The organism is Pantoea sp. ACRSB, assembly GCF_022346905.1.
In the GTDB taxonomy this organism is placed as follows: Bacteria; Pseudomonadota; Gammaproteobacteria; order Enterobacterales; family Enterobacteriaceae; genus Pantoea; species Pantoea piersonii.
The window spans coordinates 1,158,419-1,177,419 of the sequence record NZ_JAKRNL010000001.1 but is presented as its reverse complement, the minus strand read 5'-3'; the positions used below and the strand labels follow the sequence as shown (position 1 = coordinate 1,177,419).

17 protein-coding genes are annotated in these 19,001 nt (G+C 60.2%); 10 read left to right on the top strand and 7 right to left on the bottom strand.

All coding sequences use genetic code 11. The features are described from left to right. From xni to queF, 3 genes are all read right to left on the bottom strand, one after another. Entirely contained in the window at positions 1-777 is a 777-nt protein-coding gene (gene xni, locus MHZ89_RS05745; protein WP_311782180.1) for a flap endonuclease Xni, read from the bottom strand. A 40-nt stretch (positions 778-817) separates the two neighbouring features. Beyond that, positions 818-2,179, bottom strand: a complete 1,362-nt coding sequence (ppnN, locus tag MHZ89_RS05740) for a nucleotide 5'-monophosphate nucleosidase PpnN (RefSeq protein WP_311782179.1) — start codon at positions 2,177-2,179, stop codon at positions 818-820. 169 nt (positions 2,180-2,348) lie between these two features. After that, positions 2,349-3,194: an NADPH-dependent 7-cyano-7-deazaguanine reductase QueF gene (gene queF, locus MHZ89_RS05735; RefSeq protein ID WP_311782178.1), complete on the bottom strand. Its 846-nt coding sequence runs from the start codon at positions 3,192-3,194 to the stop codon at positions 2,349-2,351. Positions 3,195-3,259: 65 nt separating this feature from the next. Here queF and syd point away from each other — a divergent pair, with 65 nt between their 5' ends. The 4 genes from syd to MHZ89_RS05715 all read left to right on the top strand — a co-directional run bounded on the left by syd (position 3,260) and on the right by MHZ89_RS05715 (position 5,951). Further along, a complete protein-coding gene (gene syd, locus MHZ89_RS05730) occupies positions 3,260-3,805 on the top strand; it encodes a SecY-interacting protein (RefSeq protein WP_311782177.1) in 546 nt (181 codons plus the stop codon). A gap of 588 nt (positions 3,806-4,393) precedes the next feature. Then, a complete protein-coding gene (locus MHZ89_RS05725) occupies positions 4,394-4,717 on the top strand; it encodes a YqcC family protein (protein ID WP_311782176.1) in 324 nt (107 codons plus the stop codon). Then, on the top strand, positions 4,717-5,493 hold the full coding sequence (truC, locus tag MHZ89_RS05720) for a tRNA pseudouridine(65) synthase TruC (protein WP_311782175.1): 777 nt from the start codon (positions 4,717-4,719) through the stop codon (positions 5,491-5,493). Before MHZ89_RS05725 ends, truC begins: the two co-directional genes overlap by 1 nt. An 11-nt stretch (positions 5,494-5,504) precedes the next feature. Next, a complete protein-coding gene (locus MHZ89_RS05715) occupies positions 5,505-5,951 on the top strand; it encodes a flavodoxin (RefSeq protein ID WP_311782174.1) in 447 nt (148 codons plus the stop codon). Between the two features lie 44 nt (positions 5,952-5,995). Here the strand turns inward: MHZ89_RS05715 and garD are convergent, their stop codons facing one another. Further along, entirely contained in the window at positions 5,996-7,555 is a 1,560-nt protein-coding gene (gene garD, locus MHZ89_RS05710; protein ID WP_311782265.1) for a galactarate dehydratase, read from the bottom strand. A 573-nt stretch (positions 7,556-8,128) separates the two neighbouring features. Here garD and MHZ89_RS05705 point away from each other — a divergent pair. The 6 genes from MHZ89_RS05705 to MHZ89_RS05680 all read left to right on the top strand — a co-directional run bounded on the left by MHZ89_RS05705 (position 8,129) and on the right by MHZ89_RS05680 (position 15,117). Further along, positions 8,129-9,475, top strand: coding sequence for an MFS transporter (locus MHZ89_RS05705; RefSeq protein WP_311782173.1), 1,347 nt, complete (start codon positions 8,129-8,131; stop codon positions 9,473-9,475). 9 nt (positions 9,476-9,484) lie between these two features. Further along, positions 9,485-10,831: an enolase C-terminal domain-like protein gene (locus MHZ89_RS05700; RefSeq protein WP_311782172.1), complete on the top strand. Its 1,347-nt coding sequence runs from the start codon at positions 9,485-9,487 to the stop codon at positions 10,829-10,831. A 10-nt stretch (positions 10,832-10,841) separates the two neighbouring features. Continuing rightward, complete coding sequence (gene gudD / locus MHZ89_RS05695; RefSeq protein WP_311782171.1) at positions 10,842-12,173, top strand: glucarate dehydratase; 1,332 nt, start codon at positions 10,842-10,844, stop codon at positions 12,171-12,173. 45 nt (positions 12,174-12,218) lie between these two features. Then, positions 12,219-12,989 (top strand): 2-dehydro-3-deoxyglucarate aldolase, encoded by a 771-nt coding sequence (gene garL / locus MHZ89_RS05690; protein ID WP_120452818.1) that lies wholly within the window; start codon positions 12,219-12,221, stop codon positions 12,987-12,989. A 19-nt stretch (positions 12,990-13,008) separates the two neighbouring features. Continuing rightward, complete coding sequence (gene garR, locus MHZ89_RS05685) at positions 13,009-13,893, top strand: 2-hydroxy-3-oxopropionate reductase (protein WP_120451188.1); 885 nt, start codon at positions 13,009-13,011, stop codon at positions 13,891-13,893. Positions 13,894-13,974: 81 nt separating this feature from the next. After that, on the top strand, positions 13,975-15,117 hold the full coding sequence (locus tag MHZ89_RS05680; RefSeq protein WP_311782170.1) for a glycerate kinase: 1,143 nt from the start codon (positions 13,975-13,977) through the stop codon (positions 15,115-15,117). Between the two features lie 217 nt (positions 15,118-15,334). Here the strand turns inward: MHZ89_RS05680 and MHZ89_RS05675 are convergent, their stop codons facing one another. The 3 genes from MHZ89_RS05675 to MHZ89_RS05665 are packed head-to-tail and all read right to left on the bottom strand — an operon-like array spanning position 15,335 to position 18,927. Beyond that, positions 15,335-16,399, bottom strand: a complete 1,065-nt coding sequence (locus MHZ89_RS05675; protein WP_311782169.1) for a sugar ABC transporter substrate-binding protein — start codon at positions 16,397-16,399, stop codon at positions 15,335-15,337. A 24-nt stretch (positions 16,400-16,423) separates the two neighbouring features. Beyond that, positions 16,424-17,425, bottom strand: coding sequence for an ABC transporter permease (locus MHZ89_RS05670; protein ID WP_311782168.1), 1,002 nt, complete (start codon positions 17,423-17,425; stop codon positions 16,424-16,426). Further along, a complete protein-coding gene (locus MHZ89_RS05665; protein ID WP_311782167.1) occupies positions 17,422-18,927 on the bottom strand; it encodes a sugar ABC transporter ATP-binding protein in 1,506 nt (501 codons plus the stop codon). The genes MHZ89_RS05670 and MHZ89_RS05665 overlap by 4 nt, the downstream gene beginning before the upstream one ends. Positions 18,928-19,001 lie beyond the last annotated feature (74 nt).

Genomic DNA, 19,001 nt, shown 5'->3' with positions numbered 1-19,001 from the left:
TCAGGCCGGGCGCTGCGCCGCCTGGCCTTCATAACGCAGCGTTTTCAGATTGCCCTGCAACACCAGATCCTGCTTCAGCACCGCAACCTGTCGGCTGATTAAGGCCGACTCGCGGCCAGCCGCCAGCTTCGCGCGCCATTTCTCCGGTACGTTATCAAGCTGCGCATAGATATCATCCAGCGACCCAAACGTCTGCAACAGCGTTTTTGCGCTTTTCGGGCCGATACCCGCTACGCCGGGAATTTTGCTGCTGCTGATGCCGCATAGCCCCCAGTAATCGGGCAGACGCTGCGGCGCAACGCCGAACTCGTTTTCAATAAAGGGCAGATCCAGCCAGCGCTTCTGAAAGTAGTCGCGGATGCGAATCTGCGGCGCGAGCAGCTGGCAATAGCCTTTATCGGTGGAGACGATGGTGGCCTGATGGCCCGCCTGCGCCATTTTTACCGCCAGCGTGGCCGCCAGATCGTCCGCTTCGTCTTCCTCGGCGATCCAGCAGCTGACGCCCGCGCGGCGAAACGCCTCCTGCAGCGCGGGCAGTTCAGCCTGCAGATCTTCCGGCATCGGTGGTCTACCGCTTTTATAATCCGGCAACAGCTGATGACGCCAGCCCTGATGGCGCTGTTCGCTGTCGAATACCGCTACGACGTGAGTCGGCTGCGTATGCCCCAGAAGCTGGCGCAGCGCCGCGAGGCAACCCTCGACGCAGGGCGATCCCTGTACTGCGTGCAGACGACGTATCAGGTTGAGCGCGTCTACGATAAGAAGGTGAAATGACATAAGCTAAACGGCAGCCCGTATGAGCTGCCTTCCTTGCGTTTTATTTAATGATCTCATAGCAGGGGATATAGGCGGTGCCCGGCAGCTTCATGCGGTGCTGGGCGACAAAGCCCTGCAGCAGCTCATCCATGCGGCGCATAATGTCCGGCTCGCCATGCAGCTTATACGGCCCTTTTTCCCGGATTTCGCGTATGCCGATCTCTTTCACGTTCCCGGCGACGATGCCGGAGAAGGCGCGTCGCAGGTCAGCCGCCAGCTGCTCCGCCGGCTGGTTGGTATAGAGATTGAGATTGGCCATATTTTCATGCGTCGGCAGAAACGGCTTTTGCAGATCGGGCGAGATGCGGATCGACCAGTTGAAGCTGTAGGCGTCGCCGGTTTCCCGACGATACTCTTTCACCTGCGGCATCGCTTTTTTCATCAGGCGCGCCACTTCGGCGGCATCATCGATGACGATCTTGTAGTGTTTGCGCGCCTCTTCGCCCAGGGTATTGACGATAAAGTCGTCGAGCACGTGGAAGTAGTCAGCGCTCTCCTGCGGCCCGGTGAGGATAAGCGGCAGCACCTGCTCATGGTTCTGCGGATTCATCATAATGCCCAGCAGATAGAGCAGCTCCTCCGCTGTGCCCACGCCGCCCGGGAAGATAATGATACCGTGTGCAATGCGCACAAAGGCTTCCAGGCGTTTTTCGATATCCGGCATGATGATGAGTTCATTCACCAGCGGGTTAGGCGGCTCGGCGGCGATAATTGACGGCTCGGTCAGCCCGATAAAACGGCTGTCGCGGTAGCGCTGCTGCGCATGGCCTACCGCTGCGCCTTTCATCGGCGCTTCCATTACGCCTGGCCCGCAGCCGGTGCAGATATTCAGCTCGCGCAGGCCCAGCTGGGTGCCGACGTTGCGGCAGTATTGATACTCCACCGCGTTGATCGAGTGACCGCCCCAGCAGACAACGGTATTGGGATACTCGCCGACGTGCAGCGCGCGCGCGTTGCGCAGTATAGAGAAAACCTGGTTAGTGATATGCGCCGAATCTTCCGGTGCCGCCTCCTGCATCCCGGCAATCGACAGCTGGCCGTTAACGAAAAGGATATCGCGCAGTACGGCAAACAGGTTGGCCTGCAGCGAGCGGATAATGCGTCCGTCAACAAACGCCTCTTCCGGCGGATTGATCAGTTCCAGCTTTACGCCGCGTTCGCGGCGCAGCACGTTAATATCGAAGTTTTCAAAGCGGGAAAGCAGTTCGTGGCTGCTGTCGGTCTGGCTGCCAGAATTCAGCACGGCGAGCGAGCAGTTACGAAACAGCTGGTAAAGATCGCTGCTCGCTGTGCGCTTGAGCATGTCCACTTCCAGCTGAGACAGCAGATCCATCGAGCCAAGAGGGCTGATATGCGTAATCAAATGAACTCCGTTACACCCGCCTGGGTGACTAATGACACCGCTGTTGCGGTGGCGAAAATTCCTGGCCGGCGATCCGGCGATCGCCGCCTTCACCAGAGTGCCTTGTCGACCGTGAATGCTCAAGGGGAACGCAACGCCTGACGCGCAGGCTGCGAGAGGACTCGCAAAGCTACTGCCGCACCAGACGAGAATATCCCGGCGTGAAGGGCACGTTGCTGCGCCAGGGGTTAATATCCAGACCGCCGCGGCGCGTGTAGCGCGCATAGACCGTAAGCTGCTGCGGCTGACAAAAACGCAGCACGTCGTTGAAAATGCGCTCCACGCACTGCTCGTGAAACTCATTGTGCTGGCGGAAAGAGATAAGGTAGCGCAGCAGCGCTTCGCGGTCGATGCGCGGGCCTTTGTAGCGGATCATTACCGAACCCCAGTCGGGCTGGTTGGTGATCAGGCAGTTGGATTTCAGCAGATGGCTGACCAGCGTCTCTTCCACCACTTCGCTGCCTGCCGCATCGGCGAGGTAGTCGGCGTTGAAGCTGTAGTCCGCGATCTCAATATCCTGCTCGTCAATGCAGTAACCGCTAAACTGACCGATGGGCTGGCCCTCTACTTCGCTCAGGCGAAACAGCGCGACGCTGACGTCGCCCTGCGCGCAGGCGCTGAGATCGCGCTCCAGCGTCTGGCGTACTTCGCCCCAGTCGGCGAAGCGCGTCTGGTTAAAGCTGTTAAGGTAGAGCTTAAAGCTCTTCGACTCGATAAGATGTTCGCTGGTGGCGTTCAGCACCACTTCGCCCAGCGCGACCTGCGGCACCCCCTTGCTGTTGAGCCAGGAGAGTTCGTAAAGCGTCCAGATATCCGCGCCCGTGAAGGGCAGCGAATCGGGCATCAGCCCCAGCGGCGTGCGGTTCAGGCTGCGCGGCACCGCCTGCAGCAGGCTGGGATCGTATTGATCGTGATAGGCTGTGGGTTTGCCCAGGGTCAGGTTGCTCAGCGCCTGATCCTTTTCATATAAAGACATAGCGGTTACCCGTCATTCCAAACAAAGTGGATAAGTGTAACCCATCAGACGTGAGAAAAAGAGTCATGCAACAGACTGTGGATGCCCTGCGCGAATTTACCGCCCGCTATTGCGATGCCTGGCAGCAGCGCACCGGCCACGCGCCCGCCAGCCAGGCGCTTTATGGCGTGCCGTCCCCCTGTATTATCGCGACCCAGGCTGACGAAGTATGGTGGCAGCCGCAGCCCTTTACCTTGCCCGCCACGCTGGAAGCGGTAGAACGCGCGCTGGATATTACCCTTCAGCAGGATATTGCCGCCTTTTATACCGCGCAGTTTGCTGGCGACATGGCGGCGCGTTTCGGACAGCGGGAGCTTTCGCTGCTGCAGGTCTGGAGTGAAGAGGATTTTTTGCGCCTGCAGGAGAACCTGATAGGACATCTGGTCATGAAGCGTCGCCTGAAACAGACGCCGACGCTGTTTATCGCCGCGACCGAATCGGAGCAGGAGATCATTTCGCTTTGCAATCTGTCCGGCGAAGTCATCCTCGAACAGCCTGGTACGAAAAAGCGAGAGGTTTTATCGGAAAATATCCAGAATTTTCTTAAATCTTTACAGGTGGTTATCCCCTGATTTGCAGAGAATCGCTAGTGGGTTTGTGAGATATCTCTTACATGCCTTGTGAGAGATTGGCATTTCTCATGAAAGACATCCAGAAGTCTGCAATGTAAAGATATTGTGAATCATTAACTTAATGGCGTTACTCCTAAAACTGGTCTATAAACATATAAAGTAACGCTGTTTAGTACCTTGTTTATTCAGCGGCCTCTGCCAGAATAGTCAGCAGTTGGCAGGAAGCCAGAGGATTGAAGATAGCGTCAGGATACGTCATGCCAGGAGGCGGGACCGTAACGGAGCTTACGTCACATGGAAGGCTTCAGGATGAAGCAGGAAACTCAGGAGAGAGTCAGGGACACCTCCAGGAAGGAGAATGTGAGCCGCATATGATGCGCGGCGGGCCTGGAAGCCAAAGGAATTATCAGGACGATAAGCGCAGGATGGCGCACAGGAAAAGTTGTCAAGGAAGAGCAGGGAGCATCAGCGTGGCGGGAAAGCTGCAAACGAACCGGGAGCACTGTTTTAACAGTGCTCCCTTTTTTTGCGCGCGCGTCTGGCGGTGGTATGCTTGCCGCCCCATTTATCGCTCGCTGGAGGTGGCGCATGACCCCTTTACTGTTACAACGGCTGGAGCAGCTCGAAACGCTGATGCGCGATCATCATCACTGGCAGGAGACGCCCCCGTCCGCCAGTGCGCTCGCCAGCAACCAGCCTTTCTGTCTTGATACGCTGGAGCCGCTCGAGTGGCTCCAGTGGGTATTGATCCCGCGTATGCGGGCGCTTATCGCCGCGCAGCAGCCGCTGCCGCAAAACTTCGCTATCGCGCCCTATTTTGAAATCGCGCTGACCTCCGCTACGCCAGGCCACGCGCCAATCCTGCACAGCCTGACGCAGCTCGACGCGCTGTTTATGGACGATCCCGCCTGATGCTGGAAATTATCTATCAGGATCAATGGCTGGTAGCGGTTAACAAGCCTGCCGGCTGGCTGGTGCATCGCAGCTGGCTGGATCGCAAAGAAAAAGTGGTGGTGATGCAGACCGTACGCGATCAGATTGGCCAGCACGTCTTTACCGCGCATCGTCTCGACCGCCCAACCTCTGGCGTGCTGCTGATGGGCCTCTCCAGCGAGGTGGGGCGTTTGCTGGCGCAGCAGTTCGAGCAGCATCAGATGAAGAAAACCTATCACGCGGTCACGCGCGGCTGGCTGCAGGAGAGCGGCACGCTCGACTATCCGCTGGTGGAAGAGCTGGACAAGATCGCCGATAAGTTCGCGACGGAAGCGCGTACGGCGCAGCCGGCGGTGACCGATTATCAGGCGCTGGCCTGGGCAGAGATGCCGGTGCCGATTGGCCGCTATACCAGCGCGCGCTACAGCCTGATGCAGCTCTCTCCGCGCACTGGCCGCAAGCATCAGCTGCGTCGTCATATGGCGCATCTGCGCCATCCGATCATCGGCGACACCACCCACGGCGATCTGCGGCAAAACCGCGGGGCGGCACAGCATTTCGGCGCCAGTCGCCTGATGCTGCACGCCAGCAGCCTGGCGCTGACGCACCCGATAACCGGCGAGCCGCTGGTGATCCGCGCCGGGCTGGATGCGGTATGGCGGCAGATGGCGTTGCAATTCGGCTGGCAGGAGGCGCTCGCCGCCGCAGGGCTTGAGTTTGCCGACGCGACAGGCGAGGATAGCACCTCAGTTTAAGGAGCAGGCACATGGCGAAGATTGGCATTTTTGTAGGCACAGTATATGGCAACGCGCTGCTGGTAGCGGAAGAGGCGCAGCCGATTTTACAGGCCCAGGGGCACGACGTTGCGGTGTATGACGATCCGACGTTAGCGCAGTGGCAAAATTACAGCAGCGAAGCGGCGCTGGTGATCACCTCGACCACCGGGCAGGGCAATTTTCCAGATAATATCGCCGCTCTTTATCAGGATGTGAAAGATAAGCTGGGCTATCAGCCAGAGCTACGTTACGGCGTTATCGCGCTGGGCGACAGCAGCTACGATCACTTCTGCAACGCGGGCAAAACCTTCGACGCGCTCCTGCAGGAGCAGAGCGCGAAGCGCATCGGCGAGGTACTGCTGGTGGATGCGACTGAAGACCCCGAGCCAGAGTCAGTCACCTCTCCCTGGGTTGAAGCCTGGGGAAAACAGCTCTGAGTTAACGGCGTCCTGTGCCGGAACCGGTACAGGACGCGCGCTTATCAGGTTACCGGCGCCGGATTGAACACCGCCAGCTGGTTGCGAATGCCCCAGCGATCCGACCAGGTTTGCTGGCGACCGCTGGCGATCTCCAGAATCAGCCGGAAGAGCCGCCAGCCGACCTGCTCAATCGTCTCTTCGCCCGTGGCGATAGTGCCCGCGTTAATATCCATCAGATCGTGCCAGCGATCGGCCAGCGCGTTGCGCGTCGCCATCTTGATAACCGGAATCGCCGCCAGTCCGTAAGGCGTGCCGCGTCCGGTGGTAAACACCTGCAGCGTAATGCCCGACGCCATCTGCTGCGTGCCGCAGACGAAATCGCTGGCGGGCGTGGCGGCGTAGATCAGCCCGCGCCGCGTCGGGCGCTGACCCGGCGACAGTACTTCGACAATTGCGCTGCGGCCCGATTTGGCGATAGAGCCGAGCGCTTTTTCCACCACGTTAGCCAGTCCGCCTTTTTTATTGCCGGGCGAGGGATTGGCGCTACGGTCGGTTTTGCCCTGATCGAGATAGTCGTCATACCATGCCATCTCCTCCAGCAGCCGCCTGCCTACCTCTTCATTGATCACGCGCGGCGTCAGCAGGTGAATCGCATCGCGCACTTCGGTCACTTCGGAGAACATCACCGTCGCGCCGCAGCGCACCAGCAGATCGGAGGCGAAGCCCACGGCGGGGTTGGCGGTCACGCCGGAAAAGGCGTCGCTGCCGCCGCACTGCATGCCGACGATCAGCTCTGAAGCGGGGCAGGTTTCGCGCTGGCGCTGGTTAAGGCGTTCAAGATGCCTTTTCGCCACGCTGAGGATCTCTTCCACCATCGCGCCGAAGCCGATATGACGTTCATCCTGTAAGCGCACAATATCGTTCTCATCCAGCGAGATCGCCTGTACGTCGTCGGTGCCGGTCAGCAGCCGCTCTGGCTGTAGTTTTTCGCAGCCGAGGCTGACCACCATGATTTCGCCGCCGAAGTTAGCGTTCAGCGCCAGGTTATGAATGGTGCGAATCGGCACCACCGCCGCCGGCGCGTTAATCGCCACGCCGCAGCCGTAAAGATGGTTCAGCGCCACTACGCCATCGACGTTAGGGTAGTTCGGCAGCAGTTCGCGCTCGATAATCTGCACCACATAGTCCACTACGCCCGCCACGCAGTGCACGCTGGTGGTAATGCCGAGCAGGTTGCGCGTGCCGACGCTGCCGTCCGCGTTGCGATAGCCTTCGAAGGTGTAGCCTTCCAGTGGCGGCAGGTCGGGAGGAACGTTAGTCGCGAGCGGCAGGCTGGCGAGCGGCGGCGCTTCGGGCAGCGCCACCAGCGACTCGTCAATCCAGCTGCCCGGCGCAATATCGCGCAGGGCATAGCCGATCACTTCGCCATAGCGACGGATGGGCGCGCCCCGCGGAATCGACGCGAGCGCAACTTTATGCCCTTGCGGGACATGTTCCGTCAGCGTCAGCCCGTCGGGAAAGGTCGTGCCAGCCGGCAGCCCCTGGTTATTGACCACGATCGCAACATTATCATCCTCATGGACTTTGATATGGAGCGGCGGCTCATTCAGCATTCGGTTCATCACTCACCTTCCAGTCATGCGCGAGTTAATTAATAGCCTGTTGACGCGAACAACACAGCCCGCGTTCAGGCTTTATCACTGGCGTGGCGCGCCGTACATGGCGGCGCGTTATCGTTCATCATTACGCACATCAAATTTGCCAGCTTTAGTATATGAAGCAGCTTTCTCTGCCGCATTGTGCAACTGACCGGCATTTCATTGCGTTTCCGTCTCTTTTTGGTTCGCTTTCCCAAACGCAAGTGAAGAGTCTCACAAAGGTGCCTGCCTTCGCTTAAAAAATAGCCATTTTCAGGCGCAAAAAACGCTTTCCGTGAAGCGCGCCGCAGTCGATTGGGCAACTGCCAGACAATGCGTGCTAAACAGCCTTAATTGTCAGGCGTTCTTCCAGTGTCACCGTCTTTCGCCATTCCTATACTGGCTTTCGTTAGACAACGTTAGGTTATTCGTCACGACGCACTATCGGTTTGCCCCTATAAAAAATCGCCGTGTTTAACCCGACTTCTCTCTGATACCCAACGCGATGTGTATGCAGTCAGAGCGAATGTAGCGAACGCTATATTTCAGGAGTGCATCATGAATAGTTACAGCCAGACGGCGGAAGCAGTGCAGAAGCGCACTAATGCCCGCTACTGGATCGTGGTGATGTTATTTATCGTCACTTCGTTCAACTACGGCGACCGCGCCACCATTTCGATCGCCGGTTCCGCCATGTCAAAAGATATCGGTCTGGACTCTGTCGGACTGGGCTACATCTTCTCGGCGTTCTCATGGGCCTATGTGATCGGCCAGATCCCTGGTGGCTGGCTGCTGGACCGCTTCGGCTCAAAACGCGTCTATTTCTGGAGCATCTTTACCTGGTCGCTCTTTACTCTGCTGCAAGGCTTCGTTGGTATTTTCAGCGGCTTCGGCATTATTGTTTCGCTGTTCCTGCTGCGTTTTATGGTCGGCCTGGCTGAAGCGCCTTCCTTCCCTGGCAACAGCCGTATCGTCGCGGCCTGGTTCCCGGCGCAGGAGCGCGGCACCGCGGTAGCGATTTTCAACTCCGCGCAGTATTTCGCCACGGTCATCTTTGCGCCGATCATGGGCTGGCTGGTCGCTCAGGTGGGCTGGGCGCATGTGTTCTGGTTTATGGGCGGCCTCGGCATCATTCTCAGCTTTATCTGGCTGAAAGTGATCCACGATCCCAATGACCATCCCGGCGTGAATAAAGCTGAGCTGGAGTATATGGAGCAGGGCGGCGCGCTGATCAATATGGATGCCAAAAAGAGCGAGCATAAGGTCAGCTGGTCTGAGAAGTGGTACCAGATCAAGCAGCTGCTCAGCTCGCGCATGATGGTAGGCATCTACCTCGGACAGTACTGCATCAATGCGCTGACCTACTTTTTTATCACCTGGTTCCCGGTCTATCTGGTGCAGGCGCGCGGCATGTCGATTCTGAAAGCCGGGATGATCGCCTCGATTCCAGCGGTGTGCGGCTTCCTCGGCGGCGTGCTCGGCGGCGTTATCTCCGATTACCTGATGCGTAAAACCGGCTCGCTCAACATTGCGCGCAAAACCCCTATCGTGCTCGGCATGCTGCTCTCTATCAGCATGGTGATGTGTAACTACAGCGATACGGAGTGGGTGGTGGTGTTCTTTATGGCGCTCGCCTTCTTCGGCAAAGGCATCGGCGCGCTGGGCTGGGCGGTTATGGCGGATACCGCGCCGAAAGAGATCAGTGGCCTGAGCGGCGGCCTGTTCAATATGTTTGGCAACTTATCTGGCATCGTGACGCCTATCGCTATCGGCTACATCATCGCCACCAGCGGCTCGTTTGAAGGCGCGCTGGTTTATGTGGGTATCCATGCGTTTATCGCCGCGTTCAGCTTCCTGGTGATTGCGGGCGATATCAAACGTATCGAACTGAAACACCGGACATAAGGAGGGAGTATGTCTACGCAAAGCTCGCCGGTTATCACCAGAATGCAGGTAATCCCGGTCGCCGGATACGACAGCATGCTGCTGAATATCGGCGGCGCGCATAACGCCTGCTTTACCCGCAATATTGTGGTGCTGACCGACAGCGCAGGCCACACCGGCGTCGGCGAAGCACCGGGTGGCGACACCATTTATCAGACGCTGGCGGAGGCGATACCGCAGGTAGAGGGCCAGCAGGTGGCGCGTATGAACCGGCTGGTGCAGCAGGTGCACAAAGGCAACCAGTCGGCCGACTTCGACACCTTCGGCAAGGGTGCCTGGACCTTTGAGCTGCGCGTCAACGCCGTCGCGGCGCTGGAGGCGGCGCTGCTCGATCTGCTCGGCCAGTGCCTCGGCGTGCCGGTGGCGGAACTGCTCGGCCCCGGCCAGCAGCGCGATGAGGTTACGGTACTGGGCTATCTCTTCTATATCGGTGACCGGCGCAAAACCGATCTGCCATATCAGAGCGGCGAAAACGGCGACTGCGACTGGTATCGCCTGCGTCACCAGGAGGCGCTGACGCCCGAAGCGGTGGTGCGTCTGGCCGAGGCGGCGCAAGAGAAATATGGCTTTAAGGATTTCAAACTCAAAGGCGGCGTGCTGCCGGGCGAACAGGAAATCGAGTCCGCCGCGGCGCTGAAGCGGCGCTTTCCAGACGCGCGCATTACGGTCGATCCCAACGGCGCATGGGGGCTGGACGAGGCGATTCGCCTCTGCAAAGGCATGGGCGACGTGCTGACCTATGCGGAAGATCCGTGCGGCGCGGAGCAGGGCTATTCGGGCCGCGAAGTGATGGCGGAGTTCCGCCGCGCCACCGGGCTGCCGGTCGCCACCAATATGATCGCCACCAACTGGCGCGAGATGAACCACGCGGTAATGCTGAACGCGGTCGATATTCCGCTGGCCGATCCACACTTCTGGACGCTGAGCGGCGCGGTGCGTGTGGCGCAGCTCTGCGACGAGTGGGGACTCACCTGGGGCTGCCACTCTAATAACCACTTCGATATCTCGCTGGCGATGTTTACCCACGTTGGCGCGGCCGCGCCGGGTAACCCGACCGCTCTCGATACGCACTGGATCTGGCAGGAGGGCGACCAGCGCCTGACAAAGCAGCCGCTGCAGATCCGCAACGGCAAAATCGCTGTGCCCGATGCCCCAGGCCTCGGAGTTGAGCTGGACTGGGAGCGGCTGCGCCAGGCCAATGAACTGTATAAGTCACTGCCAGCGGGCGCGCGTAACGACGCCACCGCCATGCAGTATCTGATTCCCGGTTGGACGTTCGACCGCAAGCGCCCGGCATTCGGCCGCGCCACAGTGTAAGGAGCAGGAGATGAGTTCGACACCGAAAGTCACAGCGATGCAGGTTATTCCGGTAGCCGGATATGACAGCATGTTGCTCAATCTGAGCGGCGCGCACGCGCCTTTTTTCACCCGTAATATCGTGATTATCAAAGATAACGCGGGCCACACCGGCGTAGGCGAAATTCCCGGCGGCGAGAAAATCCGCCAGACGCTGGAGGATGCGGCGTCGCTGGTGATCGGCAAAACGGTCGGCGAGTACAAGAACGTACTCAGCCTGGTGCGCAGCACCTTCGCCGACCGCGATTCAGCGGGACGCGGCAGCCAGACCTTTGACCTGCGCACCACTATCCATGTGGTCACCGGCATCGAGGCTGCGCTGCTTGACCTGCTGGGGCAGCACCTGCAGGTCAACGTCGCGACGCTGCTGGGCGACGGCCAGCAGCGCGACCGCGTTGAGATGCTCGGCTATCTGTTCTACGTCGGCGATCGTAAAAAGACGGCGCTGCCCTATCAGAGCCAGGAAGATGAAGCCTGCGACTGGTACCGCCTGCGCCATGAAGAGGCGCTGACGCCGGAAGCGATTGTGCGTCTGGCCGAAGCGGCCTATGACAAATATGGCTTTAACGACTTTAAACTTAAGGGCGGCGTGCTGCGCGGCGGCGAAGAGGCAGAGGCGGTCACGGCGCTGGCGAAGCGTTTCCCGGAGGCGCGCATTACGCTCGATCCCAACGGCGCCTGGTCGCTCAACGAGGCGATCCTGCTCGGCAAACAGCTGAAAGGCGTGCTGGCCTATGCGGAAGATCCGTGTGGCGCAGAGCAGGGTTATTCCGGCCGCGAAGTGATGGCGGAATTCCGCCGCGCCACCGGCCTGCCGACCGCTACCAATATGATCGCCACCGACTGGCGCCAGATGGGCCACACGCTGTCGCTGCAGTCGGTCGATATTCCGCTGGCCGATCCGCACTTCTGGACCATGCAGGGCTCAGTGCGCGTGGCGCAGATGTGTCACGACTTCGGCCTGACCTGGGGCTCGCACTCCAATAACCATTTCGACGTCTCGCTGGCGATGTTCACGCACGTCGCCGCCGCCGCGCCAGGCGCTATTACCGCCATCGATACCCACTGGATCTGGCAGGAGGGCAACCAGCGCCTGACCAAAGAGCCGCTGCAGATCAAAGGCGGCATGGTGCAGGTGCCGCAGAAACCGGGGCTGGGGGTCGAGCTGGATATGGATCAGGTGATGCAGGCCAATGCGCTCTATCAAAAACACGGGCTTGGCGCGCGCGACGATGCGCAGGCGATGCAGTTCCTCGTGCCGAACTGGACCTTCGACAATAAACGTCCATGTCTGGTGCGCTAAATTTTCTGCTCTCTGCGGGGAGCGGTTGTCACGGGAGAAGAGATGATGAGTAACAGAGCCTGGCCGAACACCTTTCGCCGCCGCCTGCAGGCAGGAGAGACCCTGATCGGCAGCTGGTGCGCGCTGGCGAACCCTATTACCACCGAAGTGCTTGGCCTGGCCGGTTTCGACTGGCTGGTGCTGGACGGCGAACATGCGCCCAACGACATTACCACCTTTGTGCCGCAGCTGATGGCGCTTAAGGGCAGCGTCAGCGCGCCGGTGGTGCGCCCGCCCTGCAACGAGCCGGTGATCATCAAGCGCCTGCTGGATATCGGCTTCTATAACTTTCTGATCCCCTTTGTGGAAACCGAGGAAGAGGCGCTGCGCGCCGTGGCATCGACTCGGTATCCGCCCGCCGGCATTCGCGGCGTATCGGTATCGCACCGCAGCAACATGTACGGCACGCTGCCAGACTACAACGCCACGGTGAACGAGAACATCACGCTGCTGGTGCAGATTGAAACCCAGCAGGCGGTCGACAATATCGACGCCATCGCGGCGGTAGAAGGCGTCGACGGCATCTTTGTCGGACCAGGCGATCTCTCTGCCGCGCTCGGCTATCTCGGCCAGCCTGCGCATCCGGAAGTGCTGAAGGTCATCAGGCATGTGTTTGAACGCGCCAAAGCGGCGGGCAAGCCGAGCGGCATCCTGGCGCCGGTGGAAGCGGACGCGCGCCGCTATCTGGAGTGGGGCGCCAGCTTTGTTGCCGTAGGCAGTGATTTAGGAGTCTTCCGCAACGCCACTCAGGCGCTGTGCGACAAATTTAAGCAGTAACTGACGAAGAGGAAAGGCAATGAAAATTGGATTTATCGGCCTCGGCATCATGGGCAAACCGATGAGTAAAAACCTGGTGAAAGCGGGTTATTCCCTGGTGGTGCGCGATCACAACGCCAGCAACGAAGCGGAATTAACCGAACTGGGTGCCACCGTGGCGAAATCGCCGAAAGAGGTGGCCGAGCAGGTTGACGTGGTGATCACTATGGTGCCGAACTCACCGCAGGTGAAAGAGGTATGCCTGGGTGAAAACGGCATTATCGACGGCGCTAAGCCGGGCCTGATCGTCATCGATATGAGTTCTATCGCGCCGCTCGCCAGCCGCGAAGTGCATGACGCGCTGGCGAAGAAGGGCATCAAAATGCTCGACGCGCCGGTCAGCGGCGGCGAGCCGAAAGCGATCGAAGGCACGCTTTCCGTGATGGTGGGCGGCGATAAAGCGGTCTTCGACAGCTGCTACGACATCATGAAGGCGATGGCGGGCTCGGTGGTGCACACCGGCGATATCGGCGCAGGCAACGTCACTAAACTGGCGAATCAGGTTATCGTGGCGCTCAATATCGCGGCGATGTCAGAAGCGCTCTCGCTGGCGACCAAAGCGGGCGTGAATCCTGAACTGGTCTATCAGGCGATCCGCGGCGGTCTGGCGGGCAGTACCGTACTCGACGCCAAGGCGCCGATGGTGCTGGATCGTAACTTCAAGCCGGGTTTTCGTATTGACCTGCATATCAAGGATCTGGCGAACGCGCTGGATACCTCACACGGCATCGGCGCACATCTTCCGCTCACCGCCGCAGTAATGGAAATGATGCAGGCGCTGCGCAATGACGGGCAGGGCAACGCCGACCACAGCGCGCTTGCCTGCTATTATGAAAAATTAGCGAAAGTTGAGATTACCCGTTAACGCGTTGCGGCGGCCCGGCGCGGCCGCCGAAACGCGCCATCACGGATGATGAATCGTCTATCAACAGCGCCTGGATTGCCTATGAAAATCGTAATCGCACCGGATTCATACAAAGAGAGTTTATCCGCCTCAGGCGTGGCAGCCGCGATTGAAGCAGGCTTCCGCGACATCTTTCCTGACGCCACCTACGTAAAGATACCGGTTGCCGACGGCGGTGAGGGCACGGTTGAGGCGATGGTAGCGGCGACAGCGGGGAGTATCGTTAACCTGCGCGTAACCGGGCCGCTTGGCGCGCCGGTCGACGCTTTCTACGGCCTTTCCGGCGACGCGCGCACCGCCTTTATCGAAATGGCGGCCGCCAGCGGGCTGGAGCTGGTGCCTGCCGCGCAGCGCGATCCCTTAACCACCACCTCGTTCGGGACGGGAGAGCTTATCCGGAGCGCGCTGGACAAGGGCGTCGGGCATATCATTATCGGCATCGGCGGCAGCGCCACTAACGACGGCGGCGCAGGCATGATGCAGGCGCTGGGCGCGAAGCTGCTGGATGCGCAGGGAGAAGAGATCGGCTTCGGCGGCGGCGCGCTGCCGGCGCTGGCGAAGATTGATATCGACGGGCTGGACGCGCGCGTGCGGCAGTGCCGTTTCGAAGTGGCGTGCGACGTCACCAACCCCTTGACCGGCCGCGACGGCGCCTCAGCCATATTCGGCCCGCAAAAAGGCGCGACGCCGGAGCTGGTCGAGCAGCTGGATCGCGCGCTGGCGCACTATGCTGCGATTATTCAGCGCGATCTCGATATCGACGTGCTGCATATTCCCGGCGGCGGCGCAGCGGGCGGCATGGGTGCGGCGCTGCACGCTTTTTGCCAGGCGGATTTGCGGCGCGGCATTGAGATCGTCACCGAGGCGCTGGGGCTGGCGGAACAGGTGAAAGACGCATCGTTGGTGATTACCGGCGAAGGGCGCATCGACAGCCAGAGCATCAACGGCAAGGTGCCGATTGGCGTGGCACAGGTAGCGAAAGAGTTTAATAAGCCGGTTATTGGCATTGCCGGCAGCCTGACGGCGGATGTCGGCGTCGTGCACCAGCATGGCCTGGATGCGGTATTCAGCGTGCTTTACAGCATCTGTACGCTGGAGGAGGCGCTGGCGAACGCAGAAACGAACCTGCGGCTGGCGGCCCGCAATATCGCGGCGACGCTGAAGATGGGCGGCGAGCTGAAATAACACCAGCGGGTGTTTAAATGCGTGCGGACGCGGATAAAACGGCCCGCTCGCAAACAGGCAAAACAGAATTTCCCGGCGGCACCTCATCCCTGAGGCGCCTCCGTCACCGGGCCTGGCTGCGCGTGGTACCAAAACGCTCCCGCCGTTTTTCTCTGTCGCTTTGCTTCCCGACTCTCTTATCCGCCTCTCTGTTCCGGCGCGGTCTGTAAGGCGCGGCTTACTTCTTATACTTCGCTTCCAGCGTTGCGAACCAGGGCGCGATAAAGTCGGTATTGCCGCCCCAGCCGGGGACGATCTTGTTCAATGACGCCACGTTAATCGCGCCCGGCTGGCTGTTTAGCTGCTGTTGAGAGATGGACGCCCCTTTGAAATCGTAAGTGGCGGGCGTGGTTTCACCGGCGATCTTGTTCGCCACCAGACGCATATTCACCGCGCCGATGATTTTCGGATCGACCGCCACGGTCTGCACCCAGGGGCTGTTTTTCTCACGCATCAGCTGCAAATCCTGGTTGGAGACGTCAATGCTGTAGAGCTTGATCTCAGTACGGCCATTCTCCTGCAGGGCTTTATAAGCGCCCTGGCTGAAGGCGTCCCATGCGCCCCAGATCGCATCGATCTTGCCTTTCGGATATTTCGCCAGAATCGCGCCGATCTTGTTGGCGGTATCGCCCTGCACATCCGAGGAGACGGCGCCGATCGACTCCAGCTGATGAATACCCGGATTCTCTTTCAGCAGCTTCTCATACACCACCTGACGGCGCTCCATCGGCGGAAAGCCCGCGACCCACAGCTTGAGAATATTGGCTTTGCCGTGAAAATCCTGGATCAGCTGGCCGAGAGAGGACTGCGCCAGCGAGGCGTCATCCTGCGCGGTCACGGTAACGCCCGGCACAGGCGTATCGACCGGGGTATCGAATACCGAGACTTTAATGCCTGCGTCGGCAATGCGCTTTACCAGTCCGCTGGCATAGGGCGCTTTGCCGTGGGAGAGAATAATGCCGTCATACTTCTGACTGATCGCCTGGTTGACGAAATCCTGAAAGCGCGCGTCGTCGCCGTTGCTGAGAAAGGTGCTGACCTTAAAGCCCAGCTTGCGGCCCTCCTGAATAGCGCCTGCGACAAACTGCGTGGTGTTGTCGTCGGAGCCCAGATTGCGGATCACCGCGATGCGCACCGGCCCGTTATGGCTGGCAATGGGCGCGGGCACCGGCGCGACGGTATCGGCGAAGGCGCTGGCGGAGAGCAGGCTGAGGGTCAGCAGAGAAATCGAGATTTTTTTCATTGTTTTTTTCCAGGTTAATCAGCGTTAGCGGCGCTGAACGTAGGTCATCGCCAGTGCCAGAGCCAGCACCAGTCCTTTAATAATGTCCATGGCGTAATAGGGAACGGAGAGCATCACCAGCCCGTTTTGCAGCACGCCGAGCAGCACCGCGCCCACCAGCGTGCCCAGCGCGTTAGGCTTGCCGGAGCCAGCCAGCGACAGGCCGATCCAGGCGGCCGCTACGGCGTCCATCAGGTATCCGCCGCCCGCGTTGACCTGCGATGAGCCGATGCGCGACGCCAGCAGAATGCCGCCCAGTCCCGCCAGCAGCGAGGCGATAACGTAGGCCAGCACGCGGTAGCGCGTGGTGCGGATACCGGAAAGGCGCGCCGCCTCCGGATTGCCGCCCAGCGCATACATGCGGCGGCCATGAGTGGTCAGCGAGAGCGCCAGCTGCGCCACCACCGTCACCACCAGCATAACAATTACGATCACCGGCACCTGACCGAGCAGGCCGAAGCCCGCCGGGATGGTGCCTTCCGCCATATCGCCGTTCGGCATTACCATGTTTTCGGTGATGGAGCCGCCGAAGCTGTAGGTCATCGCCACGCCCTGGATAATAAACAGCGTGGCGAGGGTCGCCAGCATATCGGGAATGCGCAGAATGACGATCAGGAAGGCGTTGAACAGGCCGATGAGCGTACAGAGCGCCAGGGTGATCGCTATCGCCTCGGCGGTGTTCAGGCCGTACCAGACAAAGAGCGAGATCACCAGCGCGTTGGCCAGCGAGGCGGTAGAACCGACCGACAGGTCAAAGCCGCCGACGGTAAGCGACACCGAGACGCCTACGGCGATCACCGTCACAATGGCGATAGCGCGCAGGATATTGATGATGTTATTCGGTTCCAGAAAGCTGTCAGAGGCGAGGCCAAAGCCGGCAATCAGGAGAGCGACCGTGATCAGCATGCCCCACTTATAGAGGAAATCGAACAGTCGATGGCGCAGCGGCGTTGACGCCGCGGTCAGGGAAATATCTTTGCTGCTCACGCAGGGGTTCCTCCAGTGGAATAAAGCAGAAGCGTCTCTTCGGTGGCCGCTCGCGCATCCAGCTCGGCCACGATGCGCCCGTCCCAGAGCACGCAAATTCGATCGCAAAGACCAACCAGTTCAGAAAACTCGCCGGAGGCGTAGATAACGCCTTTGCCTTCCTGCGCCAGCCCGCTGATGAGCCGGAACAGTTCGGTTTTCGCCTTGATGTCGACCCCTTTGGTCGGCTCATCGAAGATCAGCACCTCAGCGTGGCTGCGCAGCCACTTGCCGATGGCGATCTTTTGCTGATTGCCGCCGGAGAGACGGCGCAGCGACTGCGCCGGGCCGGTGGTGCGCACGTTCAGGCGCTGGATAATCTCTTCCGCCCAGCGCCACGCCTGACGGTGGCCGAACAGCCCCCAGCGCGAAAAGCTGCTGTCGGCGCTGACGCTGAGATTCATCGCTACCGGCTCGTCGATAAAAATTCCTTCCTTGCGCCGCTCTTCCGGCACCAGCGCCATGCGCTGGCGCACCGAATCGTGCGGCGAACGCGGCCGCCAGGGTTTGCCGTGTATCTCGCCGCGCGTCACGCGGCTTTTGCTGGCGCCGAACAGCGCCTTGCACAGCTCGGTTTTACCCGCACCCGCCAGCCCGGCGATGCCGAGGATTTCGCCTTTGTGCAGCCGCAGCGAAATATCCTGCAGCAGCCGATCGTCGTGCAGGCCTTCTACCGCCAGCAGCAGCGGCTGGGGGCGAGCGGGGCGACGCGGCGGATAGATATCGGTCAGCTCATGGCCGAGCATCTTTTCGACGATCTGCTCGCCGCTGAGCGCCGCCATCGGGCCGCTCTCGATCAGGCGGCCGTCGCGCAGCACCGTCAGCCGGTCACAGATCGCTTTCAGCTCGTGGATGCGGTGCGAGATAAACACCACGCCTATGCCGCTACTTTGCAGACGGCGCACCACGGCGAAGAGCCGTTCGCTCTCGTGCCGATCGAGCGGGGCGGTGGGTTCGTCGAGAATAAGAAAACGACAGTGGTGCGACAGCGCGCGCGCCAGCAAAATTTGCTGCTTCTCCGCCAGGGTGCAGCGTTCCACCAGGCGATTCACGTCGAGGTTTACTTCCAGCTGCGCCAGCAGGGCGCGCGCCTGGCGGCGGATGGCGCGCCAGCGGAAGCCGTGTCCCGGCTCCGCCAGCCGATCCAGCAGAATGTTCTCTGCCACGCTGAGCTGGGGCACCAGCGCGACGTCGACCTCCTGCTGCACCAGATGAATGCCGAGCTGTTTCGCGTCGCGCGGGCTGCGTATCGAGACCGGGACGCCGTCAAGCCAGATTTCACCGCTGTAGTGGCTATGCGCGCCTGACAGCACCGCCATCAGCGTTGACTTGCCCGCGCCGTTGGCGCCAGTCAGGGCGTGTACCGAGCGGCCGTCCGCGACAAAATTCACCTGCGTCAACGCAGCGAATCCGCCGAATGCGATCGAGATATTACGCATCTCAAGGCGGTTTAACGCACTCATCAGCTGAAGCTCCCCTGTCACTGGCTGGCCGCAATTTTTTCCTGAAGTTTCAGGCGCGGCAACAGCCGAAAGCG